This window comes from Stutzerimonas chloritidismutans, from assembly GCF_051486945.1.
Classification (GTDB): domain Bacteria; phylum Pseudomonadota; class Gammaproteobacteria; order Pseudomonadales; family Pseudomonadaceae; genus Stutzerimonas; species Stutzerimonas chloritidismutans_B.
Genome location: NZ_JAHVDX010000001.1, coordinates 1158749 through 1182296, shown reverse-complemented (window position 1 = coordinate 1182296; position 23548 = coordinate 1158749). Strand labels below are relative to the sequence as shown.

Sequence of the window (23548 nt, the reverse complement as noted above, 5' to 3'; positions counted from 1 at the left end):
TCCGCGGCTTACTGCTCGGAAGTCACGACCCGTTGCGGGGTGTCGCTTGATGCTGAAGGGGCGTCGGTACCACCGCCCAGCGCTATATACAAACTCACCAGGTTCTGAATCTGTGCACGCTTGACCTCAATGAATGCCTGTTCGGCATCGAACAGGTTGCGCTCGGCATCGAGAACCTGCAGGTAATTCACTACACCTTCGGCATAGCGCTCTCTTGCGAGGTCGGCAATGCGTCGCAGCGTGTCGACATTTTCTTCCTGCGCGGCGACCTGTTCTGCCAGATAGCGTCGGCCGGCGAGTGCGTCAGCCACTTCGCGAAAGGCGGTTTCGATGGCGCTTTCGTACTGAGCCACCGCGACGTTTTCCCGGGCTTCGGCGACGGTCAGGTTGCCGCGATTTCGACCGAAGTCAAACAGTGGAAGGGTGATGCTCGGGCCAATGCTCCAGGTGCGATTGTCCCGGCTCACCAAGTTGTTCAGCTCGTTGGAAATGTACCCGAAGCTGCCGGTCAGGGAGATTTGCGGGAAGAATGCAGCTCTCGCCACGCCGATGTTGGCGCGTGCTGCACGCAGCTCCAACTCGGCACCCAGGATGTCGGGACGCACCAGTAGCAGCTCCGACGGCAGCCCGGCATCCAGCCGCACCGGATCGATCTGTTCGGCCAACGGTAGCGGCGTCGGCAAAGGCCCTTGCAGTTCGCCCCCGATCAATTGAGTGAGGTAGTTGACCTGCTCGGCTCGGATCAGGCGCAGGCTTGCCAGCTCTGTCTTGGCCTGGGTCAGCAGCGCCTGTGCCTGGTTTAGATCGAGCGCCGAGGTGATCCCTGCCTCGAAGCGAACACGGGCAATGCGCAGGCCGTCGCGGCGGCTCTGCAGCGTCGCCTCAGCCAGTTCGATCCGTGCTTCAGCGCCGCGGACGGCGAGGTAGGTCGTGGCCACATCGGCAATCAGCGACAAGCGAAATGCCCGTTGCGCCTCGATGGTCGAGAGGTATTGAGCGCGCGCGGCTTCGGTGAGATTTCGCACGCGTCCCCAGAAGTCGAGTTCGAACGCCGATATGCCAAGCCCTACCGAGAACTGCTCGGTGATCTGACCGCTTGAACCGCCCGCTGCGCCCGAGCTAACGCCTCCGGCGGAGCCGCGACCGGCCTGCCCAGCGCTGCCGGTCGGAAAGCGGCCCCGGCTGGCATCAGCCGTCGCAGCCAGCGTCGGGTAGCGGTCGGCACCTTGCACGCCAAACTGGCCGCGGGCTTCTTCGATTCGCGCTACTGCGATCTGCAGGTCGCGATTCCGCTGCAGAGCCGTTTCGATATACAGCTCGAGTCGTGGGTCCTCAAGAAAGTCGCGCCAGGCGATCTCGCTGGCCAGCACTTCGCCGTCCATGGGTTGGTAGTCGGCAGGATATTGCGCGGCGCTGGGGGAGGGCGGCCGCTCATGGGGCGGTGCGAGCTGGCAGCCAGCAAGCAGAGCGGCCATCAGCAGAGGCGCCAGTTTCGTGAGCCGGTCAGGCATTGTCTGGCGCCTCTTTTTCCTCGGCGGGGTGCGCCTTGTCTTCGGCTGTCGGCGGCCGACGCTTGGTCAGCCAACGACGCACGGAGAGATAGAACAGCGGGATATAGAACAGGCCCAGCAGCGTCGCGACGATCATGCCGCCCATGACGCCGGTACCGACTGCGACCCGGCCAGCCGCGCCGGCGCCGCTGGACAGTACGAGGGGCAGCATGCCGAGAATGAAGGTGAGCGATGTCATCAGGATCGGCCGGAAGCGCAGGCGCACCGCGTTCATCACGGCATCGGTCAGGCTTTTGCCGTGGCCTTCTTCTTCAATGGCAAACTCGACGATGAGGATCGCGTTTTTCGCCGACAGGCCGATGATGGTCACCAGCCCCACGTTGAAATAAACGTCTGCCGGCAGGTCTCGAATCATCGCGAACAATATTGCGCCCAACGCACCGAAGGGCACCACGAGCAGCACCGCGATGGGCACTGTCCAGCTTTCATAAAGCGCTGCCAGGACCATCAGCACCACCAGCAACGACAAGCCCAGCAACAAACCGACCTGGCCGGAAGCCTGCTGCTCTTCCAGCGAGGCGCCGGTCCATTCGTAGCTGAAGCCGCCCGGCAATTCAGCGGCCAGCCGCTCCATCTCCGTCATCGCTTCGCCTGTGGTCGAACCGGGTGCGGCACTGCCGGACAAGGTCAGCGCAGGGTAGCCGTTGTAGCGCTGCAACTGCGTTGGGCCCTCGGTCCAATCCACGGTGGTAAAGGCGCCGAAGGGCACGCTTTCGCCTTCATCGTTGATCACTTTCAGATCAAGCACATCCTGTGGAGTCATCCGATAGGGGGCATCCGCCTGCAGCAATACTTGCAGGACGCGCCCGTCACGGTTGAAGTCGTTGGCATAGGCGCTACCGAAGGCGATTGCCAGTGTTGCGTTAACCTCGTTGATCGAAAGCTCCAACGCGCGGGCCTTGATGCGGTCGATGTTGACCCGCAAGCGTGGCGCGTCGTCTGCGCCCTCCGGCCGGACGCTCTGTAACACCGGGCTTTCGCTCGCCTTGCCGAGCAGCTGGTTGCGTGCGTCGAGCAGCGCCTGATAGCCGAGACCTCCGCGGTCCTCGAGCTTGAAGGTAAAGCCGCCCGCCACGCCCAGTCCGGGAATCGAAGGTGGATTCAGGGCAAACACGCGGGCTTCGTTGATCTGCGAGAAGCGGCCCATGGCTTCGCGAACCAAGGCCTGAGCGGAGCTGCCGTCTTCGGTGCGTTGCTCCCAAGGGATAAGCCGTACAAACGACATCGCATGGGCCTGGCCCTGGCCGAAAAAGCTGAAGCCGTAGACCGTGATAGCGTCCTCGACCAGCGGGTGGTCGGCGTAGAACGCCTTGACCTGTTCAATGGCTTCTTCGGTGCGCTCGACCGTTGCGCCAGCGGGCGCTTGGATGACCGTCATCAAAGAGCCCTGGTCCTCGTCCGGTAGAAAGGCGCTGGGCATCCGCAGGTAGAGAAAGGCCGTCAGCGCCAGCAGGCCGACAAAGGCGAACAGAAACCAGATCGGTCGCGCGAGCATGCCGCCGACCGCATGGTGATAGCGGTCCGTGGTGCGCTCCATCCAACGGTTGAAAGGACTGAAGATGCGTTGGCCCAGGCCGGGCTTGCCGTCGTCCGGCTGGCTAGGTTTGAGCAATGATGCGCACAGTGCGGGCGTCAGCACGAGTGCCAGCAGTGTCGAGGTGGCAACCGCAATTGACAGCGTCACGGCGAACTGTCGATAGATGCCCCCTGTCGAGCCCGGAAAAAATGCCAGCGGCACGAATACCGCGATCAGCGCGAGGGTCGTGCCGATAATGGGCGCGGTGACCTGCTCCATGGCTTTGACGGTCGCTTGATAGGGCGGCAGCTGCTCCTCGTCCATGATCCGCTTGACGTTTTCCACCACCACGATGGCATCGTCCACCAAGGTACCGATCGCGAGGACCATGCCGAACAGGCTCAACAGGTTGATCGAGAAGCCGGCAATCCACAGGCCGAGACAAGTGCCCGCCAGGGTGATCGGGATGACGATGGTAGGGATGACGGTGGTGCGCCAGTTCTGCAGGAACAGCAGCATGACCAGCACCACCAGCGCCATGGCCTGGAGCAGCGTGACCACGACTTGCTGAATCGACGAGGCGATGAAGGGGGTCGAGTCGAATGGCACCGTCCAGGCTACGTCTTCCGGAAAGCCTTCGGCCAGTTCGCCCATGCGTTGCTTGACCGCATTGGCCGTGTCCAGCGCATTGGCCCCCGGCGACAGTTGCACGGCCAAACCCGCCGCCGGTTGGCCGTTCAGCTCGCTTCGTGAAGCGTAATTCTGTGCGCCCAGCTCGACCCGAGCGACGTCACGCAAGCGGATGGCCGATCCATCCGGGCCGGCACGAAGAATGATCGAGGCGAATTCTTCAGGCGTGGAAAAGCGCCCTTGGGTCTCGATGGGCGCATTGATTTCAGTGCCCTCGGCCAGTGGTAGATCGCCCAGTGCGCCGCCCGCGGACTGGCTGTTCTGCTCCTGTACGGCGGCGAGCACATCGGCCGCAGAAAGTCCGAAGCTGGCCAGCCGATCGGGGTTCAACCAGATCCGCATGGCATAAGCGGTATAGAACTCGCGGATATCACCCACGCCCTGTACGCGGCGCAGCTCGTCAAGCACGCGTGTTGTAGCGAAATGGCCGAGCTCCAGCGTGCTCATGGTGCCGTTCTCAGAGAACAGCGAGATGATCAGCAGAAAATCCCGCGAGGCCTGGAATACCTGAATGCCCTGTCGGCGGACTTCTTCCGGTAAGCGCTGCTCGACGCGACTAAGGCGGTTCTGCACCTCCATCTGCGCAATGTCGATGTCGGTGCCGGCTTCGAACGTCAGCTCGATCGAGGCGCTGCCGTTGGAGCGGCTCGATGAATCCATGTAAAGGAAGCCCTCGACACCGTTGAGCTCCTGCTCGATCACCTGGGTGACGTTGGTTTCGAGCACCGAGGCGTCAGCGCCGGGGTAGGTCACGCTGATGCGCAGCGTGGGCGGTGCGATGCTCGGGTATTGCTCGACGGGCAACGAGCGCAGGGCCAGCACGCCACCCAACAGAATGCCCAGCGCAATGACCCAGGAAAAGACTGGACGCCGGATGAAGAACGCTGGCGTCATTGGCTGGACTCGGTCGCGCTCGACGACTCTGGCGCTTCCGGAGGCCCTTCAGGCTGGTAAGGGGTGGTCCGTACCGCTGCACCACTACGGACGCTGCCGCCCCCCTCGACGATCACAACGTCGCCTGCAGTGAGACCATCACGAATTACCCATTGGCTGCCCTGCAGTTCGCCAAGTTCGACTTCACGTGAGGCTACGTTGTCGTCCTTGTCCACGAGCAGGACGCGGGCAGCCTGATCGTTGACTATCACTGCACGCTGGGGAATCAGTACACCGTTTGGGCGAGTACCGGCATTGATTCGCGCACGCACGAACTGCCCAGGCAGCAAAAGCCTGTCTGGGTTGGGGAATTCAGCGCGTAACGCCACGGTGCCTGTGTTTTCGTCAATGCTCATGGCGTAGAAGTTGACGTAGCCCAAGTGTGGATACTCGGCGCCATTTTCCAGGATCAGCTTGACCTCGACGCGGCCTTCCTCCGGTAACTTCAGGGCGCCAGACGCCAGCTGCGCTCGTATGCGCAACAAATTGGAGCTCGACTGAGCAAAGTTGACATACACCGGATCGAACTGCTCGACGGTGGTCAGCAGCGTACCTTCGCTGGCGCTCACCAACGCACCTTCGGTGACCTGGGCCCGCCCGGCGCGGCCTTCGATCGGTGACTCTACGGTGGTGTATTCCAGCTCGAGAGCAGCCGACTGAACATTGGCTTCTGCTTGCGACACGTCTGCTTTGGCGGTGCGCAACGTGGCCAACGCGGTGTCGTATTCCTGCTGACTGATGGCCTGTTTGGCAACCAGGCCCTTATAACGCCTGACGTCCTGCGCGGCATTCAATGCCGTGGCTTCGGCTCGCTCCAGTGCTGCTTTTGCTGCTTTGAGGTTGGCGCGCATTTCTCGCGGATCGATCTGGAACAGTGGCGTGCCGACCTCCACGTCGGTGCCCTCTTCGTAGAGCCGCTTCTGGATGATGCCGTTGACCCGCGCACGGATCTCGGCGATGCGAACGGCCTGAACGCGTCCCGGAAGCTCGATGATGTTAGGAATCGGCTTGGGGTCGACCGTGATCACTTCGACTTCAGGTGGGGGTGGTGCGGCTTGCTCGGCAGGTTTGTCCTCAGAGCAAGCTGCCAGCAGTAGCGCTGAGACGCTGATCAGCGCGGCGTGTTGCAGAAACTGCCTCATTCAGTCCGACCTTTTTGTATCGCTCCGTCTTCGCTGCGGTATAGCGCGCTGACCTACACTCGACCGCAGCGCACCGGACGCGGTTCCGGTTTTTACGCCTGCTCCGCCCATATCGAGCCGTAGCGCTCCCTGTCAGGCAGGGTGCGCTTCAGTTTTGAGGGGTATGAACCACGATGTTCTGCCGCGCCTGGTCCGGCAGTCCGACGCCGGCAGCGCGCAGCGCACCGACCAGGCTCTTGCGCACCTCCGAGGCGGTAGAGACGAAATCGGAGCGGCGCGAGTCGCACCAGAACTGGACGTCGAAGAACAGCTCGCTCTGGCCCAACTCGCTCAAGCGGACCGAGGCTGGCGGTTCGGCAAGCACGCCAGGTGTTCCCTGGGCAGTGTCCCGCAGCAGCTGGGTGGTGGCGTCGATGTCGACACCGTAGCTGAGGCGGCACACCACCTTTCCCCGGCGAACCGGCGCCGCCGTGTTGTTGGTGACTCGGGAGGTGAAGGTTTCGGCATTGGGCACCAGGACCCGGCGCCCGTCGTAGGTGCGAATCTGCGTGGCGCGCAGCTCGATGCGCTCCACGCTGCCTTCGGTCTCGCCGATGATGATCTGGTCGCCGAGCTGGAACGGCCGCAGCGTGAGAATCAGCAGCCCGCTGACGAAATTCGACAGGATGTCCTTGAGTGCGAAGCCCAGAGCCAGGCTAGTCAGGCCCAGGCCCGTTGCCAGGGTGCTCGGTTCCAGGCCAAAGGCGCTGGCGGCGACGATCAGGCCGAGCAGCCAGACGGTGTAGTAGCTGACCTGACGCACTAGGTTCTCTACCGTCCGGTCCTTCACCAGCCGTGCGAAGACGACCCGCGTGAGGGCGCGCACGCCGGTAGCCAGCCCCCAGAAGAGCAGCAGCACGAGCAACGCGGCGAGAATGCGCGGAATGATGCTGACGGCCGATTCGAGAAGGCGCGCGAAAGCGGTCTCGACGCTGACCTGTACGGACGTGACGAAACGGCCTCGGTCCGAGTCGCGCCGCTCGACGGCACGCACCAGCGCCCGGTCGATCAGTGCTGCCCAGTCCCGCGCGAGCACGTCCAGCCGTTGCCCATTGGCGTCGGCATCGGCTGGCGTTACCACGACAAGTGGGCGCCCGGCGACGCTGATCTGACGGGCTTCACCGTCTTCGCCAGCGGCTTCGATACGCGAGCGGGTGATGCCCTGCGGCGTCTCTAGCACGGCCGCCAGCTGCCGTTCGACCTGCCGGGCACGAGGCCGGGCTTCGAGTTCGGCGTTCGGGCCGATGCGAAACAGCGCACGGCCATCCAGGCGTACCGTAGCGACGCCCTCTTGCGCGACACTCGCTGGCGGCGCGAGCAGCAGCATGAACAGCACGATGAGCGCCAAGAGCGGTGAGTGACGCAGGCGTGGCGCGGAGAAGGAAAGCGGGGTCATGGTGCGGCCGTCCAGGAACCGGATACGACCAGGCCGCCGGGGTGCGGCGGCCTGTCGATGTTCATGCAACGTGCGGCGGTGTGCGTACCGAGGCCGTGGTTGCGTTTGGGTCGTATCGCGTGGCTTAGAAGATCAACGCGAACAGGCCGATCACCACGAGCAGGCCGATCAGGAAGATGATGCCGATGGTGCTACCCAGAAACTTCAGCATGAGGTTTCTCCTTCACAGTGGGTTCACTATGTCCGACTGGGGTAGGCCCCGAACGTTCAGAACAACCGGCGGCCGGTTCTGCAGCTACAGATATTTCCAGATCAGTTGCAGCCCCGCGATCAGTACGCCAACGCGGGCGATGCGGTAGAACAGGGCGTGGTCGATGCGCTTGTGCAGCCATAGCCCGGTCCAGACGCCGAAGGGGACGATGGGCGCGAGCGTCAGGCTGAGCAGCAGGTTCTCGCGTGTGAACTGCCCGAGCGCGGCGTAGGGAATGAGCTTCAGCGCGTTGGTCATCAAGAAGAAGAGGTTGATGGTCGCGACGTAGCGCAGCTTGTCCAGTTGCTGTGGCAGCAGGTGCATCATGATCGGCGGCCCGCCGGCATGTGCAACGAAACTGGTGAAGCCTGCGATGGACGAGAGCAGCGTGCCGCGTCCGCGTTGCAGGGGGCGCGGCTTGTCGTTGCGCGAAACCAGCCCCAGCAACACGAAGCCCACGGCGATGCCGCCCATGAGTAACCCGATCAGGCGCTCGTCGAGCATGCCGAACGTCAGCGAGCCCAGGGTAATGCCGATCAGCGCGCCCGGCAGCATGACCTTGAGGTTGGCCTTGTCCCAGTGCCCGATGTAGGCGCGAAGGCCGACCACGTCCGCGAGGCAGAGGATCGGCAGCATCACCGCCGCGGCTTGTTTGGGCGAGATCGCCAAAGCCAGCAACGGCACCGCAATGCCGCCAAGCGCACCGCCAAAGCCGCCTTTGGAGACGCCCGTCAGGAAAATGGCGGGCAGCGCGAACAGCAAGAAATCGTTGAGCGTCATATTGGAAGCCGGGCCGTGTCGAGGAATAGTGAGCCGCATGCCGTGGTCTGCATGGTTATCACAGCCAGACAGGGTGACCTATGACTATCGCTACGGCAATCAGGCGCTCCGGTGCGGCGGCCGCCGGCTCAGCGTTGGGCCTGGCGCTGACTCTGATACCAATGTCAGCCCATGCTGCACCGGCGGACGACCTGGTCAGCCAGATCAACGCGTTTCGTGGCGAAGAGGCAAGCTGCTCGGGCGAGGAGGGCAAGGCTGTCGCGCCGCTGGCACCGAACGCCTCACTTGACCTCAAGCCGGCGACCACGGGCGCGCAGCTGCAACAGCGCTTGCAGGCGTCCGGCTACCGGCCGGCGAAACTTCAGGCCATATCGATTTCCGGGCCGGCTAGCGTGCAGGCGGCGATGAGCGCGTTGCGGCAGCGCTACTGCGAGCCGCTGCGCAGCCAGGATTACGCCGAGATCGGCGTTGCGCACGAGGGCAACACTTGGCAAATCCTGCTGGCCAAGCCGCTGCTGCCGCCGGATCTGGGCGATTGGAAAACGGTGGGCCAGTCCATTCTCGAACGAGTCAATGCGGCGCGCAGTCAACCTCGGCGGTGCGGTGACCAGGCGTTCGAAGCCGCTCCGGCGCTGGGCTGGAGCGATACGCTGGCCGACGCCGCTCTGGCGCACAGCCAAGACATGGCCCGGCGCGATTACTTCAGTCATCGCGCGCCGAACGGCGAGCAGGCCGGCGATCGGGCGCGCCAGGCGGGCTATCGCTGGTCGCGCGTTGGCGAGAACATCGCGGCGGGGCAGGGCTCGGCCGAGCAGGTGGTGGCAGGGTGGCTTGCCAGCCCAGGCCACTGCGCCAACATCATGAATGCGGATTTCACCGAGATGGGCGCCGCCTACGCCACCGACAAGGCCAGCACGGCGGGCAGCTACTGGACGCAGGTATTCGCCACGCCGCGCTGATGCGGCTCAGGCGCTATCTTCAAGCCAGAGGTGCGCCGCGGTGCCCTGGTGGTCTTCGAACGCCCTGACCGTCAACCCGGGAATCAGCGTGCCTTCGATCTCGGCGGCCTTGCGGACCCATTCCTTGGCGCAGACCACCGCGCAGCGATCGAAGCGACGCATGAGGCGAAACAGTTGCGGAATGCGCGCCAGCTCCACGCCGACGGCGCCCAGCGTGGGCATGTCGAAGTCGCCGATGCGCCAGAGCAGTTGGCCTGCGGTGATGCCCTCGGATTTGCGCCAGAGTTCGTCCAGGGCGAAGCGCATGTCGTGGCTGTCCAGCTTGCCGGAAAAATCGATCTCGATGCGTTTGTCGCCAATCCGCGTGACGTGAAACATGGCCATCCTCCTCGATGCCGAAGCGGCTGTCTCTGAAGTTGTAGCCCAGGCCCGCCTGCCGCGCCTCACACCGGTGGTGCAGGGCAAGCTAACCGCGCGCGTGCGGATGCTGAACGCCGAAGGGTGGACACGTGAAAGGCGGTGATGCTGTATCAACCGAACAGGGTAGAAGCGTTTGGGCGAGGTGCTGGCGGAAAGGGGGCGAAACGCCCCCGTGTGAAACGGGGGCGGGCGATCAGTCCTGGCGGCTGGTCACTTCCAGCAGGTGGTAGCCGAACTGGGTCTTGACCGGGCCTTGCACCTGGTTGAGCGGGGCGCTGAACACGACGGTGTCGAATTCCTTCACCATCTGGCCGGGGCCGAACGAGCCGAGGTCACCGCCCTGGCGGCCGGACGGGCAGGTCGAGTTGTCCTTGGCGACCTGAGCGAAATCGGCACCGCCTTCGATGGCAGCTTTCAGCTCATTGCACTTCTCTTCGGTGGGTACCAGGATGTGGCGGGCAGTGGCACGGGCCATGGTTGTACTCCTCTGTTGGAAGCCGCAAAGCCTACCGGAATCGCCCCGCCAATCAAACGCTGCCGGCAGGTGCTGTTCAGCTTCTCGCCTTTAGCCAGTCGTTCTTAAATGCACTCCAGAACAGTTGCAGGCTGTTGAACCGGGTGTCGACGGCATCGATGTAATCATCCAACCGCTCGATTTCGCGGTGCTGGGCTTGCTGCTCCTGCGCATCGATGCGTTCGAGCTGTGCCTCCAACTCGTCGAGCGACTCTCTTAGTTCGCGGATGCGGTTCTCGGTCTGGATGCGGCGTTCGTGTTGCATGCAGTTCTCCAGGCGGGTTCAGAGTTGGCTGCCGCCGATCAGCAACAGCGGCAGCGCGAAGAACACACCGCCAATATAGGCGCCTACGTACAGCTTGCTGCGCTGGGCCAGGTTGGCGAGGGTATTGGCGATGGCCGGTGGCACGCCCCGTAGCACCGGAAGAACATAGATCAGCAGAATGCCGAAGAGGTTGAACAGCAGATGCACTAGCGCGATCTGCATCGCGAGTTCCGCCGTAGGGCCGGCAATCGCCGTGGCTGCCAGCAGTGCGGTAACGCAGGTGCCGATGTTGGTTCCGAGGGTAAAGGGATAGACCTGCTTGAGCGTGAACACGCCGGTGCCGGCCAGCGGCACGATGAGCGAGGTGGTCGTCGACGAGGACTGCACCAGAACGGTAATGAGCGTACCGGACGCGATGCCGGACAACGGGCCCCGGCCCACGCTGGCGTGCATTACTTCCTTGGCCCGCCCGACCATGACCTTGCGCAGCACCTTGCCGATCGCCTGCACCACGAACAGGATCAAACCGATCCCGATGATGATCAGGGCCACCCCTGGCCAGACTTTTCCCGGCAGCCAACTTACGCTCGCAGCCAGTAGATCACTGGCGGGCGAGAGCAGGGCCTTCATGAAATTCATGCCACCCATGTCCATGCTGGCGTCGTGAACGAGCAGGCCCGCCAAGGCTTCGGACAGCCGCTGCAGCGGATGGAAGAGCAACTCCAACGGCAGCAGGATCGTCACGGCCGTAACGTTGAAGGCGTCGTGCACGGTAGCGGCAGCAAAGGCTCGATGGAATTCTTCACCACTGCGGAGATGCCCCAGGCTGACGATGGTGCTGGTCAGCGAGGTGCCGATGTTAGCGCCCATGATCAGTGGGATGGCAATGGGGATTGGCAGGCCACCAGCGACCATGCCGACGATGATCGAGGTAACCGTGCTGGAGCTCTGGATTAGCGCGGTCGCCGCCAGCCCGATCATCAGCCCGACGAAGGGGTTGGTTGCAAAGGCAAATAGCTGCTTGGCATTGTCGCCGGTAGCGGCCTTGAAGCCGTCGCCGATGGCGCCAACCGCGGCCAGCAGGAGATAGATCAGCGTCACTACCAGCAGCCAGGACAGCCATCGATTGGTCATCGAGGTGGACGAGCGAAGTGCACCGGTATCCGTTGTCATCAGCCAACTCCCGTGAGTGCGTGTAGCTCGACGGTGTGGGCAGCGCATGAAGCCTTGATGACCGCAGCGGCTTCGGGCGACGAACGGATCAGTGCGCGGCGTTCAGCCTGCGCAAAGCCCTGGCGTAATCCTCACGGGGCGATCGGAGCGTGAACGTATCGGTGCTCGTGAGCTGCTCCCCATACAGCGACCGGTAGTTCAGGTTGAGCTCGATGCGGTGTTCGGTGAGCAATTTCAGGCTTTCATGCAAGCACAGCTGCATGCTCGGGTCGGTGATCGCCAAGAGCGCAATTTCTTGATCCTCCCGAATGGCCGCACCGGCCGGGATCCAAGAGCGGGTGAAGCAGATGGTCTCAATATCCATGGCCACCAATGCCTCTTCCCAGAAATCAGCCGTCAGGTCGTAGGCAGTGCCGTCGAACACGATTGACGCACGATCGATGATCGCCGGGCCAAGGCCGAGGTTTGCCAGGTAAAGCCCGTTACGGGCGCGTGGCCCTTCGAGGTATGGCGTGGCGACGATGAGCCGCCGCACGGACAGGCGGTTGTGCTCGTTGCCCACCCAGCCTTGCCACAGTGAGGCGCCAAGCGCGAGGGTTGCGAAGCCGATGGCACCAACGGAGAGCAGGTTGTTCATGGCGACGGTATCCCGGACGGGTGGCGGACCGATGCCAGGACACGGCGGTGGGCGACGTCATGCCCGGCGTTACTTCAGTTCGGACCGACAGGCGTCCGCAAAGTTACCGAGGCATGACCCATGCGCCCCAAACCGGGGCACCACGGTTCAGGCAGCGTCGCTGTCGTGGCGGGATGCCGGCTGTTCACGCAGGTGGGCTTCCAGGCGGGCCCTCTCCGTGGCGTGGAACGCCAGGCCGAGCTTGGTCCGGCGCCACAGGATGTCGTCCACCTCATGGGCCCATTCTTCCTGGCGTAAATACTCCACCTCCCGCGCATGGAGCTGTTGGCCGAGGTCCGGGCCGAGCGCATCGACCGAACGGGCGCTCCCGAGCATGCGCCAGACGCGGCTGCCATAGAGCGTCGCCCAGCGCCGGGCAAGCCGATCGTCGAGCCCTTGGACCTGACGTTTGAGGTCGGCAACGAGCGCGTCGGGAGTGGTCATCTCCTCCCCGCCGGGCAGCGGCGATTGAGCTGTCCAGCTGGCGCCCATTTGAGGGAAGAATGGCTTGAGTTGCGCCATCGCCGACTCGGCGAGCTTGCGGTAGGTGGTCAGCTTGCCGCCGAACACCGAGAGCAGCGGCGCTTGCTTGTCCTCGGCGGCCAGCGAGAGCGTGTAGTCGCGGGTCACAGCGGACGGGTTGTCCGACTCGTCATCGCACAGCGGCCGGACACCGGCGAAGGTGTGCACGATGTCCGACGGCTGAAGCTGTTTGCGAAAATGCGTGTTGGCAACGCCTAGCACGTAGGCGATCTCTTCATCGCTGATGCTGACGGTGGCCGGGTCGCCGTGATATTCGCGGTCAGTCGTGCCGATCATGGTGTAGCGATCCAGATAGGGGATCGCAAAGACGATACGGCGATCCTCGTTCTGCATGATGTAGGCCTGATCGCCTTCATACAGCTTGGGCACGATGACGTGGCTGCCCTGAATCAGGCGAATACCGTAGGGCGACCGCTGCTGCAGGTTCTCACCGATGAACTGCGCTACCCAGGGGCCTGCCGCGTTGACGAGCGCCTTGGCGCGGAGGGAAAAGCGGGCGCCGTCTTCGCGCTGCAATTCCACGTGCCAGATTCCTGCAGCACGTTTTGCGCTCAGGCATCGGTTACGGGTATGGATATGCGCGCCTTTCTCCCGTGCCGCCATGGCGTTGAGCACCACCAGGCGGGCATCGTCTACCCAGCAGTCCGAATATTCGAAACCGCGCGTGATTGCAGGCTTGAGCGGGCTTTGAGCGTCGAACCGCAGGCCGCGGGAGGCGGGCAGCTTTTCGCGCTTGCCAAGATGGTCATACAGGAACAGCCCGGCGCGGATCATCCAGGCTGGGCGCAGATGCGGGCGGTGCGGAAGGACGAAACGCATCGGCTTGACGATGTGCGGCGCCTTGGCCAGTAGCACTTCGCGCTCGGCAAGTGCTTCGCGGACGAGGCGAAATTCGTAATGTTCGAGATAGCGCAAGCCGCCGTGGATCAGCTTGCTGCTGGCGGATGACGTATGGCTGGCCAGGTCATCACGCTCGCAGAGGAAGACCGAAAGCCCCCGCCCAGCCGCATCGGCTGCGATGCCCACTCCATTGATGCCTCCGCCGATCACGGCGATGTCGTAGAGCTCGGCGACGGGGCTGTTGGAATCGGTCACGGGAATCTCCTCAAGAACGAACATTTATTTTCGAATACGAACATCCTAGCGCAGAAGAATTCACCTCTCCAGTCGCGATGTTCGTTTTTTATATCAAAAGAAAATAATCGAACCGATTTGAGCAATCTATTGGTGTTGACCTGGCGGGCCCGAGGAGGGCGAAACATTGGCGGGCAGCGGGCGAATAAATTCGGCCCTACGGATCCCGCACCGTAGGGGCGAATTTATTCGCCCGGCGGAGGCTGGCTCAGGCTGGTCCGCCGGTGACTTGCAGCTTGAGCTTGTGCCGAGTCAGTACACCAGGAAGCCTCAGGCTCTCGAAGGCCGCTTGGGCGGTGATCGGAGTAGAGACGGGAAGGGCAGAGAAAAAACGGACCGCGTGGTGAGCACACAGGCTGGAGGACCGAGGGCGAATAAATTCGCCCCTACAGATCCGCGCTGTAGGGGCGAACTTGTTCGCCCGGCGGCGGTTTGGTCCACCCTATCAGTCCGTCACTTCCAGTTTGACCTTGTGCCGGCTAAGCAGCTCGAGAAAAGCCTCTGGCGGCTGCGCTTCGGTGAACAGCATGTCGATCTGTTCCAGCGAGCCCAGGCGGGTCATGGCGTTGCGCCCGAACTTGCTTGAGTCGGCGGCCAGAAATACCTGGCGAGCGTTGCTGATAATGGCCTGAGAGACGCGTACTTCCTGGTAGTCGAAGTCCAGCAGGGTGCCATCCTCGTCGATGCCGCTGATGCCAATCAGCGCATAGTCGACCTTGAACTGGCTGATGAAGTCGGCCGTCGCCTGGCCGACCACGCCGCCGTCGCTGCGCACATTCCCGCCGGCAATCAGCACATCGAAATCTTCCTTGGGACTGAGGATGCTCGCCACGTGCAGGTTGTTGGTAATGACTTTGAGGTCTCGGTGATTGAGCAGCGCGTGAGCGATGGCTTCGGTGGTGGTGCCGATGTTGATGAACAGTGAGGCCTGGTCGGGGATGTGCTGCGCCATGGCATCGGCGATGCGGCGTTTCTCGTCACGCATCTGGCGGGCGCGTTGGGTATAGGCGGTGTTCTGCACACTGGAGTCATGGGCGGCGCCGCCGTGGTAGCGGCGAAGCAAGCCGGCTTCGCCGAGTTGGTTGATGTCGCGGCGGATGGTCTGGGGCGTGACGGAGAACTGTTGGGCCAGCTCTTCAATGCTGACGTAGCCGCGCTCGCGGACCAGTTCGAGAATGCTCTGCTGTCGTGGGGCCAGACTCATGGAGGCTTCCTTCTTATCGATATGGCAGAAGGATGCCGCAGTATGGTCGTCGATAAAAGCTGTGTTCGTTTTCGAAGCGTGGCGCCGGGCGCGGAAACGAATCCGCGCCCGGCGCCGTCGGCTGGAGCTACCGCTTAGCCCTCTTCCCAGTCGCGGGTGCGACCCACGGCCTTCTGCCAACCTTTGTAGAGCGCTTCGCGCTTTGCTTCATCACAGGCCGGTTCGAAGATGCGCTCGATGGTGGCTTTGCTGCGCAGCTCATCCAGGCTGCTCCAGAAACCCGTCGCCAGGCCTGCGAGATAAGCCGCGCCGAGGGCAGTCGTTTCCTTCATTTCGGGCCGCTCTACGTGAGTGCCGAGCAGGTCGGCCTGGAACTGCATGAGGAAGTTGTTCGCCACCGCGCCGCCGTCTACGCGGAGCGAGCGCAGGCGCTCACCGGCGTCCTGCTGCATGGCATCGAGCACGTCACGGGTCTGGTAGGCGATGGATTCGAGCGCGGCGCGGATGATGTGGTCGACCTTCACTCCGCGCGTCAGGCCGAACAGGGCGCCACGGGCACGCGGGTCCCAGTAGGGCGCGCCGAGGCCGGTGAAGGCGGGGACGAGGTAGACCCCATTACTGTCCTGCACCTTGGTGGCGAAGTACTCGGAATCCAGCGAATCGTTGATGACCTTCAGTTCGTCGCGCAGCCACTGCACGGTGGAGCCGCCGTTGAAGATGGCGCCTTCGAGCGCGTAGTTCACTTCGCCCTTGGGTCCGCAGGCGATGGTGGTCAGCAGCCCGTGCTCGGACTGCACGGCCTTGGTTCCGGTGTTCATCAACAGGAAGCAGCCGGTGCCATAGGTGTTCTTTGCCTGGCCCGGCTCGACGCACATCTGGCCGAACAGCGCGGCCTGCTGGTCACCGGCGATCCCGGCAATCGGGATGCCGGTGCTCTGGCCGGAACCGAGGTAGGCGTGGCCGTAGACTTCGGACGAGGAGCGCACGTCCGGCAGCATTTCGCGCGGGATATCCAGCGTCTCCAGCATCACTGGGTCCCAGTCCAGCTTGTGGATGTCAAAGAGCATGGTGCGCGAGGCGTTGGTGTAGTCGGTGACGTGGGCTTTGCCCTGGGTCATCTTCCAGATCAGCCAGCAATCGACGGTGCCGAACAGCAGCTCGCCGCGGCGGGCCCGCTCACGGCTGCCTTCAACGTGGTCGAGAATCCACTTGATCTTGGTGCCCGAGAAGTAAGGGTCGATGACCAGCCCGGTGGTCTTGCGTATGTGCTCTTCCATCCCGTCACGCTTGAGCTGATCACAAATCGGCGTGCTCTGGCGGCTCTGCCAGACGATGGCGTTGTAGATGGGCCGGCCGGTGTTCTTGTCCCAGACGATGGCCGTTTCGCGCTGGTTGGTAATGCCGATCGCTGCGACCTGTTCGTTGGTGATGCCGGCCTGGGCCAGTGCCTCGACGAACACGCCGCTCTGGGTGGCCCAGATTTCCATGGGGTCGTGCTCGACCCAGCTGGGTTGCGGGTAGATCTGCGCGAATTCGCGCTGGGCAATAGTGACCACGTTGGCGTTGCGGTCCAGCACGATGGCGCGGGAGCTGGTGGTGCCCTGGTCGAGGGCGACGATGAATTGCTTGTTGTTCTGAGTGCTCATGGTGTCGATTCCTTAGTGAGCTTTATGGGCAGTGACATCGCGTTCGGTAAAGTGGTCGGCCTCGCTGGTGGCGCATGCGCCGTTGCCCATGGCCGGTAGGTGCTTGCAGATCAGCGCCTTGTAGCCGGCAGCGCCGAGACACGCGCCCACCACTGGCGCGACCAGTGGGACGAGGAAATACGGGATATCCCGGCCACCGGTAAAGGCCACGTCGCCCCAGCCGGCGATGAAGGTCATCAGCTTCGGTCCGAAATCACGTGCCGGGTTCATGGCAAAGCCGGTCAATGGGCCCATCGCGCCGCCGATGACAGCGATCAACAGGCCGATCAGCAGGGGCGCCAGCGGGCCGCGTGGCAGGCCATTGCCGTCGTCGGTCAGCGCCATGATCATCCCCAGCAGGATAGCCGTGATCACCACTTCCACCAGGAAGGCCTGGCCGATGGACAGCGACGGGTGCGGGTAGGTCGAGAACACCGAGGCCAGCTCCAGGCTGGCCAGGCTGCCACGCGTCATCTGCTGCGCTTGTTCGAAATCGAAAAACAGGCTGCTGTACAGACCGTACACCAGCGCCGCCGCGCAGAACGCGCCGGCAACCTGGGCAAGGATATAAGCCGGGACCTTGTGGCGTTCGAAGGTGCCGAACAGCCAGAGCGCGATGGAGACAGCAGGATTCAGGTGCGCGCCGGAAACACCCGCCGCGAGGTAGACCCCCATGCTGACACCGATACCCCAGATAATGCTTATTTCCCAAAGACCTAGCTCTGCACCGCCCAGCTTCATGGCGGCAACGCAACCGGTCCCGAAGAAAATGAGAAGGGCTGTGCCGAGGAACTCGGCGATACATTGACCCCGGAGCGTCGGGGTGGACGGACTGCTCATGCGCAACCTCTTTAAATGGAGCTGTTGTTTTTATTGATCCGATACGGCGCGGTTCGGAAATGTTCGGTTCCGAAAAAGTAAGGTCAAAAGTGAGGGCTGTCAAAGCTAAATTTCGAACATTTAGCCGAAAAGATGACGTTTCGCGCGATGAGCAGGTTCGAGTGCCGGAAATCCGGCGGCAAGCCCGCCAGGGCCGGTCACGTAACCGCTCACTCCCAGCCCGCTAGCCAACTTGAGTTCACGCACCACACGGCGTGCCTGCCGCGCCGAACGCAGCCGTTGAAAAGATGCTGGTGCCGCGGCGACGCGTGCTAGAGCCGGTCGAGGGTCGCGGGGTCAGGTTGCCCTGCGTAGAAGGCAGCCAGCACGCGTCGATAGGTGGCGGAATCACTGGCCGCGTCGAACAGCGTCATGCTCGAGCGCAGCTTGATGTCATCTGGCGAGCCGAGTATCTCGCGGGCCGTGCGGTCGGTGTGCTGCAAAAGCGCGTTGGCACACTGCTCCAACCGCGGGCCGAGCAGCGGATGGTTGAGGTAGGCGACGGCCTCGTCGCGGCTCTGGATCGCATAGCGTCGCGCCATGGCGCTGTGGCCCAACCCCGCAATCTGCGGAAAGATGAACCACATCCAATGGCTTTGCTTGTAGCCAGCGCGCAGCTCGGCGAGCGCTTGCGCATAAACTGGCTGTTGCGCCTCGACGAAACGGTGCAGATCGTGCGGATCGCTCATGGCATGTCTCGATGATGTGTACCCGTATCTAGACGCTTGGAAGAGGCCGTCGATCCCTCTCGGGGGAGGCGTACGCCGAGTGGTGGCTGATCGCGAGCAAACCCGCTCTTACACGAGCGCTGCCGTCATGTCATTGAACGCCATGCTTGCGGGTTCCAGAGCCGCTCCGACCAAAGCACAACCTTGATGGACAGCTGTGATGGATGGTCGCCGCATCGGTAGGAGCCAGCTTGCTGGCGATCCAGCACCGGCCCCATCGTCTATCGCCTTTCGTTGAAGCAGCTCTGGCACAGCCTGAACTGTTTGCCTGCAATAGGCATGGCCTTGCCGCATTTCTGGCATTGGCGCGCGCCGCCGGACAGTTTGCGACGGTCCGAACTGCGCGGTTTGCGCTGTCGGGAGAGCTCGCGAGTAATGGCGCCGTTGAGCAGGCTGCGGTGGCTTTCGGCCTGTTCCAGGGCAGGAAAGTGCGCAGGCAGGGTGCGCGCCAGGTGCAGGTAGGTTTCGATGACGTGCAGCGAACTTTCCAGCGACGCCAGGTCCGCATCGATCAGCAACCGTGGCAGCGGAACCTCCTTGTCCTGCGCGACCTTCTTCAGCCACTGCTGGGCGTGATGGCTGGCCGGGCTGTCCAGACCACCACGGATCGGCGTACACGCGAAAATCCAGCGCAGGGGCAGGTCGATGGTCGGATCGTCGATCAGCTTGATCCATTCAGCCAGTTCGTCCGGCAGGACGGAGATGAATTCAGCACCGTAATTGATGTTGCGGTTGAAGGTCAGCCAGGCGCGCAACAGGCTGGGCTCGTTCATCAGTTCAGCGATAGCCTGCAGGTGTTCGATGGACGGCCGCACCTGGAACTGCGTGAGGTCGACGGGCAGGTCGGCGCTGTGAAACAGACGCTTGATCGATTGCAGCGTCTGCGCATCGAGGGCGGTGATCAGGCCACTATCGTGGTGGCCGAAGCGCCCGGCGCGGCCGCCGATCTGCTTGACCTCCTGCACCTTGAGCTGGCGGTTCTGGATGCCGTCGTACTTCTCGTCGGTGTAGAAGCACAGGGTATGCGCAGGCATATTCAGGCCCATGCCTACCGCGTCGGTGGCGACCATGATGTCCGCCTCACCTTCGCGAAAACGCCGCGCCTGCTCACGGCGCACCTCGGGCGAGAGGGCGCCGTAGACCACCGACACGCTCTTGCCAGTCATCTCCAGCAGCGCCTTGAGTTCAAGCACCGTCTTGCGGCTAAAGGCGACGAGCATCGAGCCGGGCTCGAGCTGCTTGAGAGTAGTGGCGCGTCGCGACACGTCGACCGGAGAGAGGCGCTTGGTACGCTTGACGACCAGTTCGTCCTCGCAGAGATCAGACAGTGTTTTCAGGCTCGGCTGGATCAGCTCCGGGCCCGTCATGATCAGGTCCTGCGTATAGGCGCTGACGAGCGCGTCGACCCAGGCCCAGCCGCGCTGCGAGTCAGCCATCATCTGGACTTCGTCGATCACCACCACGTCCCAGGATTCATGACGAAAGCGGGCGAACTCTTCCACGGTGCAGCAGTAATGCGTAGCGCCCTCACGGATGATCTCTTCTTCGCCAGTGACGAGAGAGCACGGCACGCCCATCGACTCGATGCGCTCCTGGTTCTCCAGCGCCATCAGGCGCAACGGGGAGAGGTAGATGGCGTGCTCGACAGCGGTCATGGCCTCGATCGCCTGGTGCGTCTTGCCGCTGTTGGTCGGGCCGAGCAGGGCGGTCCAGGTACGGGTGATGCGCCTGGCGGCATACAGCTTGTGGTAGTGGACGAAGCGCGGGTTGTTCTCCAGCAGCACGGCGAAGGCCATCTTCTCGCGATGATCCTCACGGGCGAAACGGATGGTCCGACGCAGTTTCTTCGGTTCCATCATGAACACTTCGGTCAGGCGCTTCTCGCCGAGCAGTTGCAGATCGAAGTCGCCAGCCTCGTCCATCATCATGTCGAATTTGGCTTGCAGCGCCTCGCGATCTTCCTGTTTGATCGCGGCGACTTCTTCCGTGGTCAACACATGGCCCTGGCCGCCCGGGATGCGCCGCTGCATGTCCAGCGCGACTTCGCCGTGGCGCAGCTCGACGACATAGCGCAGGTCGTGCAGCACTTCGTTCAGCGTATCCACGGCGCGGGCGGCGAAATCATCGAGGCGTGACAGCCGCTCAGGCAGGCGCTCCAGGCTGCGAGCCTTCTGCTCCTCACTCATGTGGGCGAAGGGCCGCTCCAACACGCGGAGCCGGTCGCGGGCCAGGCCCTCGATGGCGTCGCTGACATGCCGCTCGAACGCTTCGGCGGAATCGCTATCCGGGATGCGCAGCGCGAGGTCGGCTTCTAGCAGGGTCTGTACCGAGCCGCAGTCGAGCATTACCGAAACGCCGAACAGGTCCACCGTGCAGCTGAACGCGTTGACGTCGCGGTTGAGCAGCCGGCCGACCAGGCTGGTGGGTTCCGGCGCCCCGAGAACCGCTTCGACCGCAGGGGCCTCCAGGCCCAGCCAGAACAGCCTTGCGGCCCGGCCGATTTCTGGTGGTTGGTGACCGAGGTAGGTGCTGAACCACTGCTCCTGGTGGTTCTTCTTCGGCACGAAATCCGGGTGCCGCTCTGCCGCCCAGTCGAGGAAGCGCTGAAGGCGCTCGAGCTTGACGGTATTGCGGTGCTTGGCTTCGGCCTTGCGCATGATCGACCCCTCACTGATCAAAAGACTGCCCAGTTTGGACAATCGCGCGCGGCAATACGAGCAGCCGTCTCGACTGGTGGATCTGCCGGTGCGGACGCGGTCTCACTCCGGCTCGCCGAGTAGCGCCCGAGTGATCGCCTGGCCAACCTGCTCGAAGGCCTCCCCGGCTTCCTTGTTTTCGTCGAGGTCCTCGGCGCAGGCGACGACGATGACCGTGTTGGCTTGGCCTTCGGACAGCGGATCGATCACCCCGACATGGCAGGCCCGCTCCAGTTGCGTGCCCGTCTTCTGGATGAAGGGCGCTTCTTCGGGAAGACCGGCTTCGAGGCGGTAGGCGTCGTAGCGGTCGAGTTTCATGTCCTTGTAGAGCAGGTCGCGGCTGGCGTCGGACAGCAGGTCGCCTTCGACGAGCTTCTGCAGCAAGGTGCCGTACGCCTCCAAGGTGCTGGCATTGAGATTGCGCGCGTAATAGCGCGCATAGGCCTGCTCCATGCTCTCGGCGTTGAGTTCGGCGGTGCTGATGTTCAGCACTCGAGCCACGGCTTCGTAACGGGGCTTGCTGAAGGGCGCTGACGCCAGCTTGACCAGCTCGATATTCGGTAGCTCGCGAGCGTCCGGGTGCAGCTCCCCGTAAACGTCGCGTCGCACCTGGGTGAAGTCGGTGATGCGCTCGAACCCGGTGCCGCCCATGTTTTCGCGGGTGCGTTCATTGAGTCGGTCTTCGCCGACCAGCCGGATCAGCATATTGGCGGCGGTGTTGTCGCTCTCGATGAGCATTTCGTTGAGCAGATTGCGCACCGAATAGGCAACGCCCTCGTCTTGCCAGACGAGGTCGCCCGAGCCGTCGACCTTGTTGCTGGCCTGGAGGGTCATTTCCTCGTCGAGGCGATGTTCTCCCTGGTCGACGCCCTGCAGCACCGCGATGGCGATCGGCACCTTGACCGCTGAACCGAGGTACCAGAAGCGGTCCGCCTCGTACGCTAACGTTTTGCCATCGCCTAGGTGCTTGACGTAGACGCCCAACTGGCCGGGCGATTGCGCGTCGATGGCTTGGATATCCTGCTCCAGCGCGTTACGCCATGAATCCGACCAGGCTTGTTCCTTGTAGGCCCAGAGGGCCAGGCCGGCACCGGCCAGAATCGGCACCGCCAGCAATTTTCGAACGAGGGTCATAAGCGCAGCACTCCGGAGGCGGTAATGGCTTCGCCGGCACCGCGCAGGGCGTGTTCGGCCTTGGCGGTGGAGCCGGCGCCGCGTACGCAGGCGACGACCACGATGCGCCCGGACGGATCGGCCAGGCGGAAGGGCGGCGGGGCGATGAGCCCGGCATCGCAGATGCGCGACACCTGCGTGCCTGTCTTGTGGGCATAGCTCACGGTTGGGGGTAGCCCCGCCTTGATCCGCTGTTTGCCGGTCTGCACGCGTGACATCACGCCGAGCAGGTACTCGGTACTGGCGGGTGATAGAGCTTTACCCTCGACCAGCGCCGCGAGCAGCTCACCGTAGGCTTGCAGGCTGGCTGAATTGTTCGGCGTGGCGTAATAGCGTTCGTAGGCTTCGCTCAGGCGCAGCGGGGTGAATGACGATTGCGGCACGCCGAGCAGGCGGGCCAGCAGCGCCAAACGGCCGGACTCGCTGCGTTGCTGCTTGAGGCGCAGAAAATCGCGGCCCGACAGCTGTCGCGCATCGGGGTGGAATTCGCCGAAGATCAGGCGCCGGACGTCGGCCAGCCGGGTGATGGGCCCGAAGCCGCCCGGCGCGAGTTCGGCCGTCACCGCATTGACCGCTTCGAGCCCGACAAGGCTGATCAGCAAATCGCTGGCGGTGTTGTCGCTGTGGATCAGCATCTGGTCCATCAGGTAGCTCACGCTGAGCTCGGTGCCGGGCGCGTGGCTGTTGGTCGGCCCGGCGCCATCGACGTAATCGGATTCCATCAGGCGCACGGTGGTGTCCAGGCTCAGGCTGCCTTCGTCGACGCGGCGCAGGATGGCGATCGCCACGGGGACTTTCACGGTCGAGGCGAGATACCAGCTTTCCTCCGCGTGGTAGGACGCCGAGACGCCGGTATCGAGATCTTTGAGATAGACCCCCAGCTCGCCGGCGGTATCGGCATCGACCTGGGCGATGCGCTCGAGAAACGATTCGGCCCAGCCGAACCCTTCCCGGGCGGCGGCCGGCAGCGATGTGGTGATGAGAAACAGGGCCAGCACCAGGGGCAGGGCATGGCCGGCAAGGCGGTGGTGATTGACTCGGAGCAGCACTGCGATGGGTCTCCAGCGAGTGAGGTTGTGCGTTGGACCCCGCCCGTCGTGGCCCGTGCGCCGGCCAATGGTGACTAAATTCGTCCCGCCGCTGCCGCTGCGCTCGCTGATCGAACGAAGCCTCCCGGCGGGC

Annotated in this window: 20 protein-coding genes and 1 pseudogene; 2 read left to right on the top strand and 19 right to left on the bottom strand. The window is 63.4% G+C overall.

The window, feature by feature from the left end; translation table 11 throughout:
- Positions 1–8: 8 nt before the first annotated feature.
- The 5 genes from KXR72_RS05325 to KXR72_RS05305 form a co-directional block, all read right to left on the bottom strand.
- Positions 9–1511 (bottom strand): efflux transporter outer membrane subunit, encoded by a 1503-nt coding sequence (locus KXR72_RS05325; protein ID WP_437420037.1) that lies wholly within the window; start codon positions 1509–1511, stop codon positions 9–11.
- Positions 1504–4671 (bottom strand): multidrug efflux RND transporter permease subunit, encoded by a 3168-nt coding sequence (locus KXR72_RS05320; protein WP_437420036.1) that lies wholly within the window; start codon positions 4669–4671, stop codon positions 1504–1506. The genes KXR72_RS05325 and KXR72_RS05320 overlap by 8 nt, the downstream gene beginning before the upstream one ends.
- Entirely contained in the window at positions 4668–5852 is a 1185-nt protein-coding gene (locus tag KXR72_RS05315; RefSeq protein WP_437420035.1) for an efflux RND transporter periplasmic adaptor subunit, read from the bottom strand. Before KXR72_RS05315 ends, KXR72_RS05320 begins: the two co-directional genes overlap by 4 nt.
- A 148-nt stretch (positions 5853–6000) precedes the next feature.
- On the bottom strand, positions 6001–7287 hold the full coding sequence (locus KXR72_RS05310; RefSeq protein ID WP_437420034.1) for a mechanosensitive ion channel family protein: 1287 nt from the start codon (positions 7285–7287) through the stop codon (positions 6001–6003).
- A gap of 295 nt (positions 7288–7582) precedes the next feature.
- Positions 7583–8317, bottom strand: a complete 735-nt coding sequence (locus KXR72_RS05305) for a sulfite exporter TauE/SafE family protein (protein ID WP_437420033.1) — start codon at positions 8315–8317, stop codon at positions 7583–7585.
- Between the two features lie 80 nt (positions 8318–8397).
- On the opposite strand from KXR72_RS05305, the gene KXR72_RS05300 reads away from it, so the two are divergent.
- On the top strand, positions 8398–9276 hold the full coding sequence (locus KXR72_RS05300; RefSeq protein ID WP_437420032.1) for a CAP domain-containing protein: 879 nt from the start codon (positions 8398–8400) through the stop codon (positions 9274–9276).
- Positions 9277–9282: 6 nt separating this feature from the next.
- Here the strand turns inward: KXR72_RS05300 and KXR72_RS05295 are convergent, their stop codons facing one another.
- Entirely contained in the window at positions 9283–9654 is a 372-nt protein-coding gene (locus tag KXR72_RS05295; RefSeq protein ID WP_437420031.1) for an STAS/SEC14 domain-containing protein, read from the bottom strand.
- Here KXR72_RS05295 and KXR72_RS05290 point away from each other — a divergent pair.
- Complete coding sequence (locus KXR72_RS05290; RefSeq protein ID WP_437420030.1) at positions 9653–9799, top strand: hypothetical protein; 147 nt, start codon at positions 9653–9655, stop codon at positions 9797–9799. The genes KXR72_RS05295 and KXR72_RS05290 overlap by 2 nt on opposite strands.
- 90 nt (positions 9800–9889) lie before the next feature.
- Here the strand turns inward: KXR72_RS05290 and KXR72_RS05285 are convergent, their stop codons facing one another.
- From KXR72_RS05285 to KXR72_RS05225, 13 genes and pseudogenes are all read right to left on the bottom strand, one after another.
- Positions 9890–10171 (bottom strand): peptidylprolyl isomerase, encoded by a 282-nt coding sequence (locus tag KXR72_RS05285; protein WP_437420029.1) that lies wholly within the window; start codon positions 10169–10171, stop codon positions 9890–9892.
- Positions 10172–10247: 76 nt separating this feature from the next.
- Entirely contained in the window at positions 10248–10475 is a 228-nt protein-coding gene (locus KXR72_RS05280; protein ID WP_437420028.1) for a hypothetical protein, read from the bottom strand.
- Positions 10476–10493: 18 nt separating this feature from the next.
- Positions 10494–11648: a Na/Pi symporter gene (locus KXR72_RS05275; RefSeq protein ID WP_437420027.1), complete on the bottom strand. Its 1155-nt coding sequence runs from the start codon at positions 11646–11648 to the stop codon at positions 10494–10496.
- A gap of 88 nt (positions 11649–11736) precedes the next feature.
- On the bottom strand, positions 11737–12285 hold the full coding sequence (locus KXR72_RS05270) for a hypothetical protein (protein ID WP_437420026.1): 549 nt from the start codon (positions 12283–12285) through the stop codon (positions 11737–11739).
- A gap of 147 nt (positions 12286–12432) precedes the next feature.
- Entirely contained in the window at positions 12433–13986 is a 1554-nt protein-coding gene (gene glpD / locus KXR72_RS05265) for a glycerol-3-phosphate dehydrogenase (RefSeq protein WP_437420025.1), read from the bottom strand.
- 460 nt (positions 13987–14446) lie between these two features.
- On the bottom strand, positions 14447–15205 hold the full coding sequence (locus KXR72_RS05260; protein ID WP_437420024.1) for a DeoR/GlpR family transcriptional regulator: 759 nt from the start codon (positions 15203–15205) through the stop codon (positions 14447–14449).
- A 134-nt stretch (positions 15206–15339) separates the two neighbouring features.
- Complete coding sequence (gene glpK, locus KXR72_RS05255; protein WP_437420023.1) at positions 15340–16851, bottom strand: glycerol kinase GlpK; 1512 nt, start codon at positions 16849–16851, stop codon at positions 15340–15342.
- Between the two features lie 12 nt (positions 16852–16863).
- Positions 16864–17730: an MIP/aquaporin family protein gene (locus KXR72_RS05250; protein ID WP_437420022.1), complete on the bottom strand. Its 867-nt coding sequence runs from the start codon at positions 17728–17730 to the stop codon at positions 16864–16866.
- A gap of 174 nt (positions 17731–17904) precedes the next feature.
- A pseudogene (gene murG, locus KXR72_RS05245) lies at positions 17905–18021 on the bottom strand (undecaprenyldiphospho-muramoylpentapeptide beta-N-acetylglucosaminyltransferase); the annotation flags it as partial.
- A gap of 20 nt (positions 18022–18041) precedes the next feature.
- On the bottom strand, positions 18042–18458 hold the full coding sequence (locus KXR72_RS05240; RefSeq protein ID WP_437420021.1) for a DUF1810 domain-containing protein: 417 nt from the start codon (positions 18456–18458) through the stop codon (positions 18042–18044).
- Between the two features lie 260 nt (positions 18459–18718).
- Positions 18719–21154 carry a helicase-related protein gene (locus KXR72_RS05235; RefSeq protein WP_437420020.1) on the bottom strand — a complete coding sequence of 812 codons (2436 nt, stop codon included), beginning with the start codon at positions 21152–21154 and terminating at the stop codon, positions 18719–18721.
- Positions 21155–21256: 102 nt separating this feature from the next.
- Positions 21257–22327, bottom strand: coding sequence for a serine hydrolase (locus KXR72_RS05230; RefSeq protein WP_437420019.1), 1071 nt, complete (start codon positions 22325–22327; stop codon positions 21257–21259).
- Complete coding sequence (locus KXR72_RS05225; protein WP_437420018.1) at positions 22324–23415, bottom strand: serine hydrolase; 1092 nt, start codon at positions 23413–23415, stop codon at positions 22324–22326. The genes KXR72_RS05230 and KXR72_RS05225 overlap by 4 nt, the downstream gene beginning before the upstream one ends.
- Positions 23416–23548: the final 133 nt, after the last annotated feature.

Excerpts from the sequence above, each read along its gene's own strand:
- KXR72_RS05325 (WP_437420037.1), bottom strand. The coding sequence starts at position 1,511 with ATGCCTGACCGGCTCACGAAACTGGCGCCTCTGCTGATGGCCGCTCTG.
- KXR72_RS05320 (WP_437420036.1), bottom strand. The coding sequence starts at position 4,671 with ATGACGCCAGCGTTCTTCATCCGGCGTCCAGTCTTTTCCTGGGTCATT.
- KXR72_RS05315 (WP_437420035.1), bottom strand. The coding sequence starts at position 5,852 with ATGAGGCAGTTTCTGCAACACGCCGCGCTGATCAGCGTCTCAGCGCTA.
- KXR72_RS05310 (WP_437420034.1), bottom strand. The coding sequence starts at position 7,287 with ATGACCCCGCTTTCCTTCTCCGCGCCACGCCTGCGTCACTCACCGCTC.
- KXR72_RS05305 (WP_437420033.1), bottom strand. The coding sequence starts at position 8,317 with ATGACGCTCAACGATTTCTTGCTGTTCGCGCTGCCCGCCATTTTCCTG.
- KXR72_RS05300 (WP_437420032.1), top strand. The coding sequence starts at position 8,398 with ATGACTATCGCTACGGCAATCAGGCGCTCCGGTGCGGCGGCCGCCGGC.
- KXR72_RS05290 (WP_437420030.1), top strand. The coding sequence starts at position 9,653 with ATGGCCATCCTCCTCGATGCCGAAGCGGCTGTCTCTGAAGTTGTAGCC.
- KXR72_RS05295 (WP_437420031.1), bottom strand. The coding sequence starts at position 9,654 with ATGTTTCACGTCACGCGGATTGGCGACAAACGCATCGAGATCGATTTT.
- KXR72_RS05285 (WP_437420029.1), bottom strand. The coding sequence starts at position 10,171 with ATGGCCCGTGCCACTGCCCGCCACATCCTGGTACCCACCGAAGAGAAG.
- KXR72_RS05280 (WP_437420028.1), bottom strand. The coding sequence starts at position 10,475 with ATGCAACACGAACGCCGCATCCAGACCGAGAACCGCATCCGCGAACTA.
- KXR72_RS05275 (WP_437420027.1), bottom strand. The coding sequence starts at position 11,648 with ATGACAACGGATACCGGTGCACTTCGCTCGTCCACCTCGATGACCAAT.
- KXR72_RS05270 (WP_437420026.1), bottom strand. The coding sequence starts at position 12,285 with ATGAACAACCTGCTCTCCGTTGGTGCCATCGGCTTCGCAACCCTCGCG.
- glpD (WP_437420025.1), bottom strand. The coding sequence starts at position 13,986 with ATGTTCGTTCTTGAGGAGATTCCCGTGACCGATTCCAACAGCCCCGTC.
- KXR72_RS05260 (WP_437420024.1), bottom strand. The coding sequence starts at position 15,205 with ATGAGTCTGGCCCCACGACAGCAGAGCATTCTCGAACTGGTCCGCGAG.
- glpK (WP_437420023.1), bottom strand. The coding sequence starts at position 16,851 with ATGAGCACTCAGAACAACAAGCAATTCATCGTCGCCCTCGACCAGGGC.
- KXR72_RS05250 (WP_437420022.1), bottom strand. The coding sequence starts at position 17,730 with ATGAGCAGTCCGTCCACCCCGACGCTCCGGGGTCAATGTATCGCCGAG.
- KXR72_RS05240 (WP_437420021.1), bottom strand. The coding sequence starts at position 18,458 with ATGAGCGATCCGCACGATCTGCACCGTTTCGTCGAGGCGCAACAGCCA.
- KXR72_RS05235 (WP_437420020.1), bottom strand. The coding sequence starts at position 21,154 with ATGCGCAAGGCCGAAGCCAAGCACCGCAATACCGTCAAGCTCGAGCGC.
- KXR72_RS05230 (WP_437420019.1), bottom strand. The coding sequence starts at position 22,327 with ATGACCCTCGTTCGAAAATTGCTGGCGGTGCCGATTCTGGCCGGTGCC.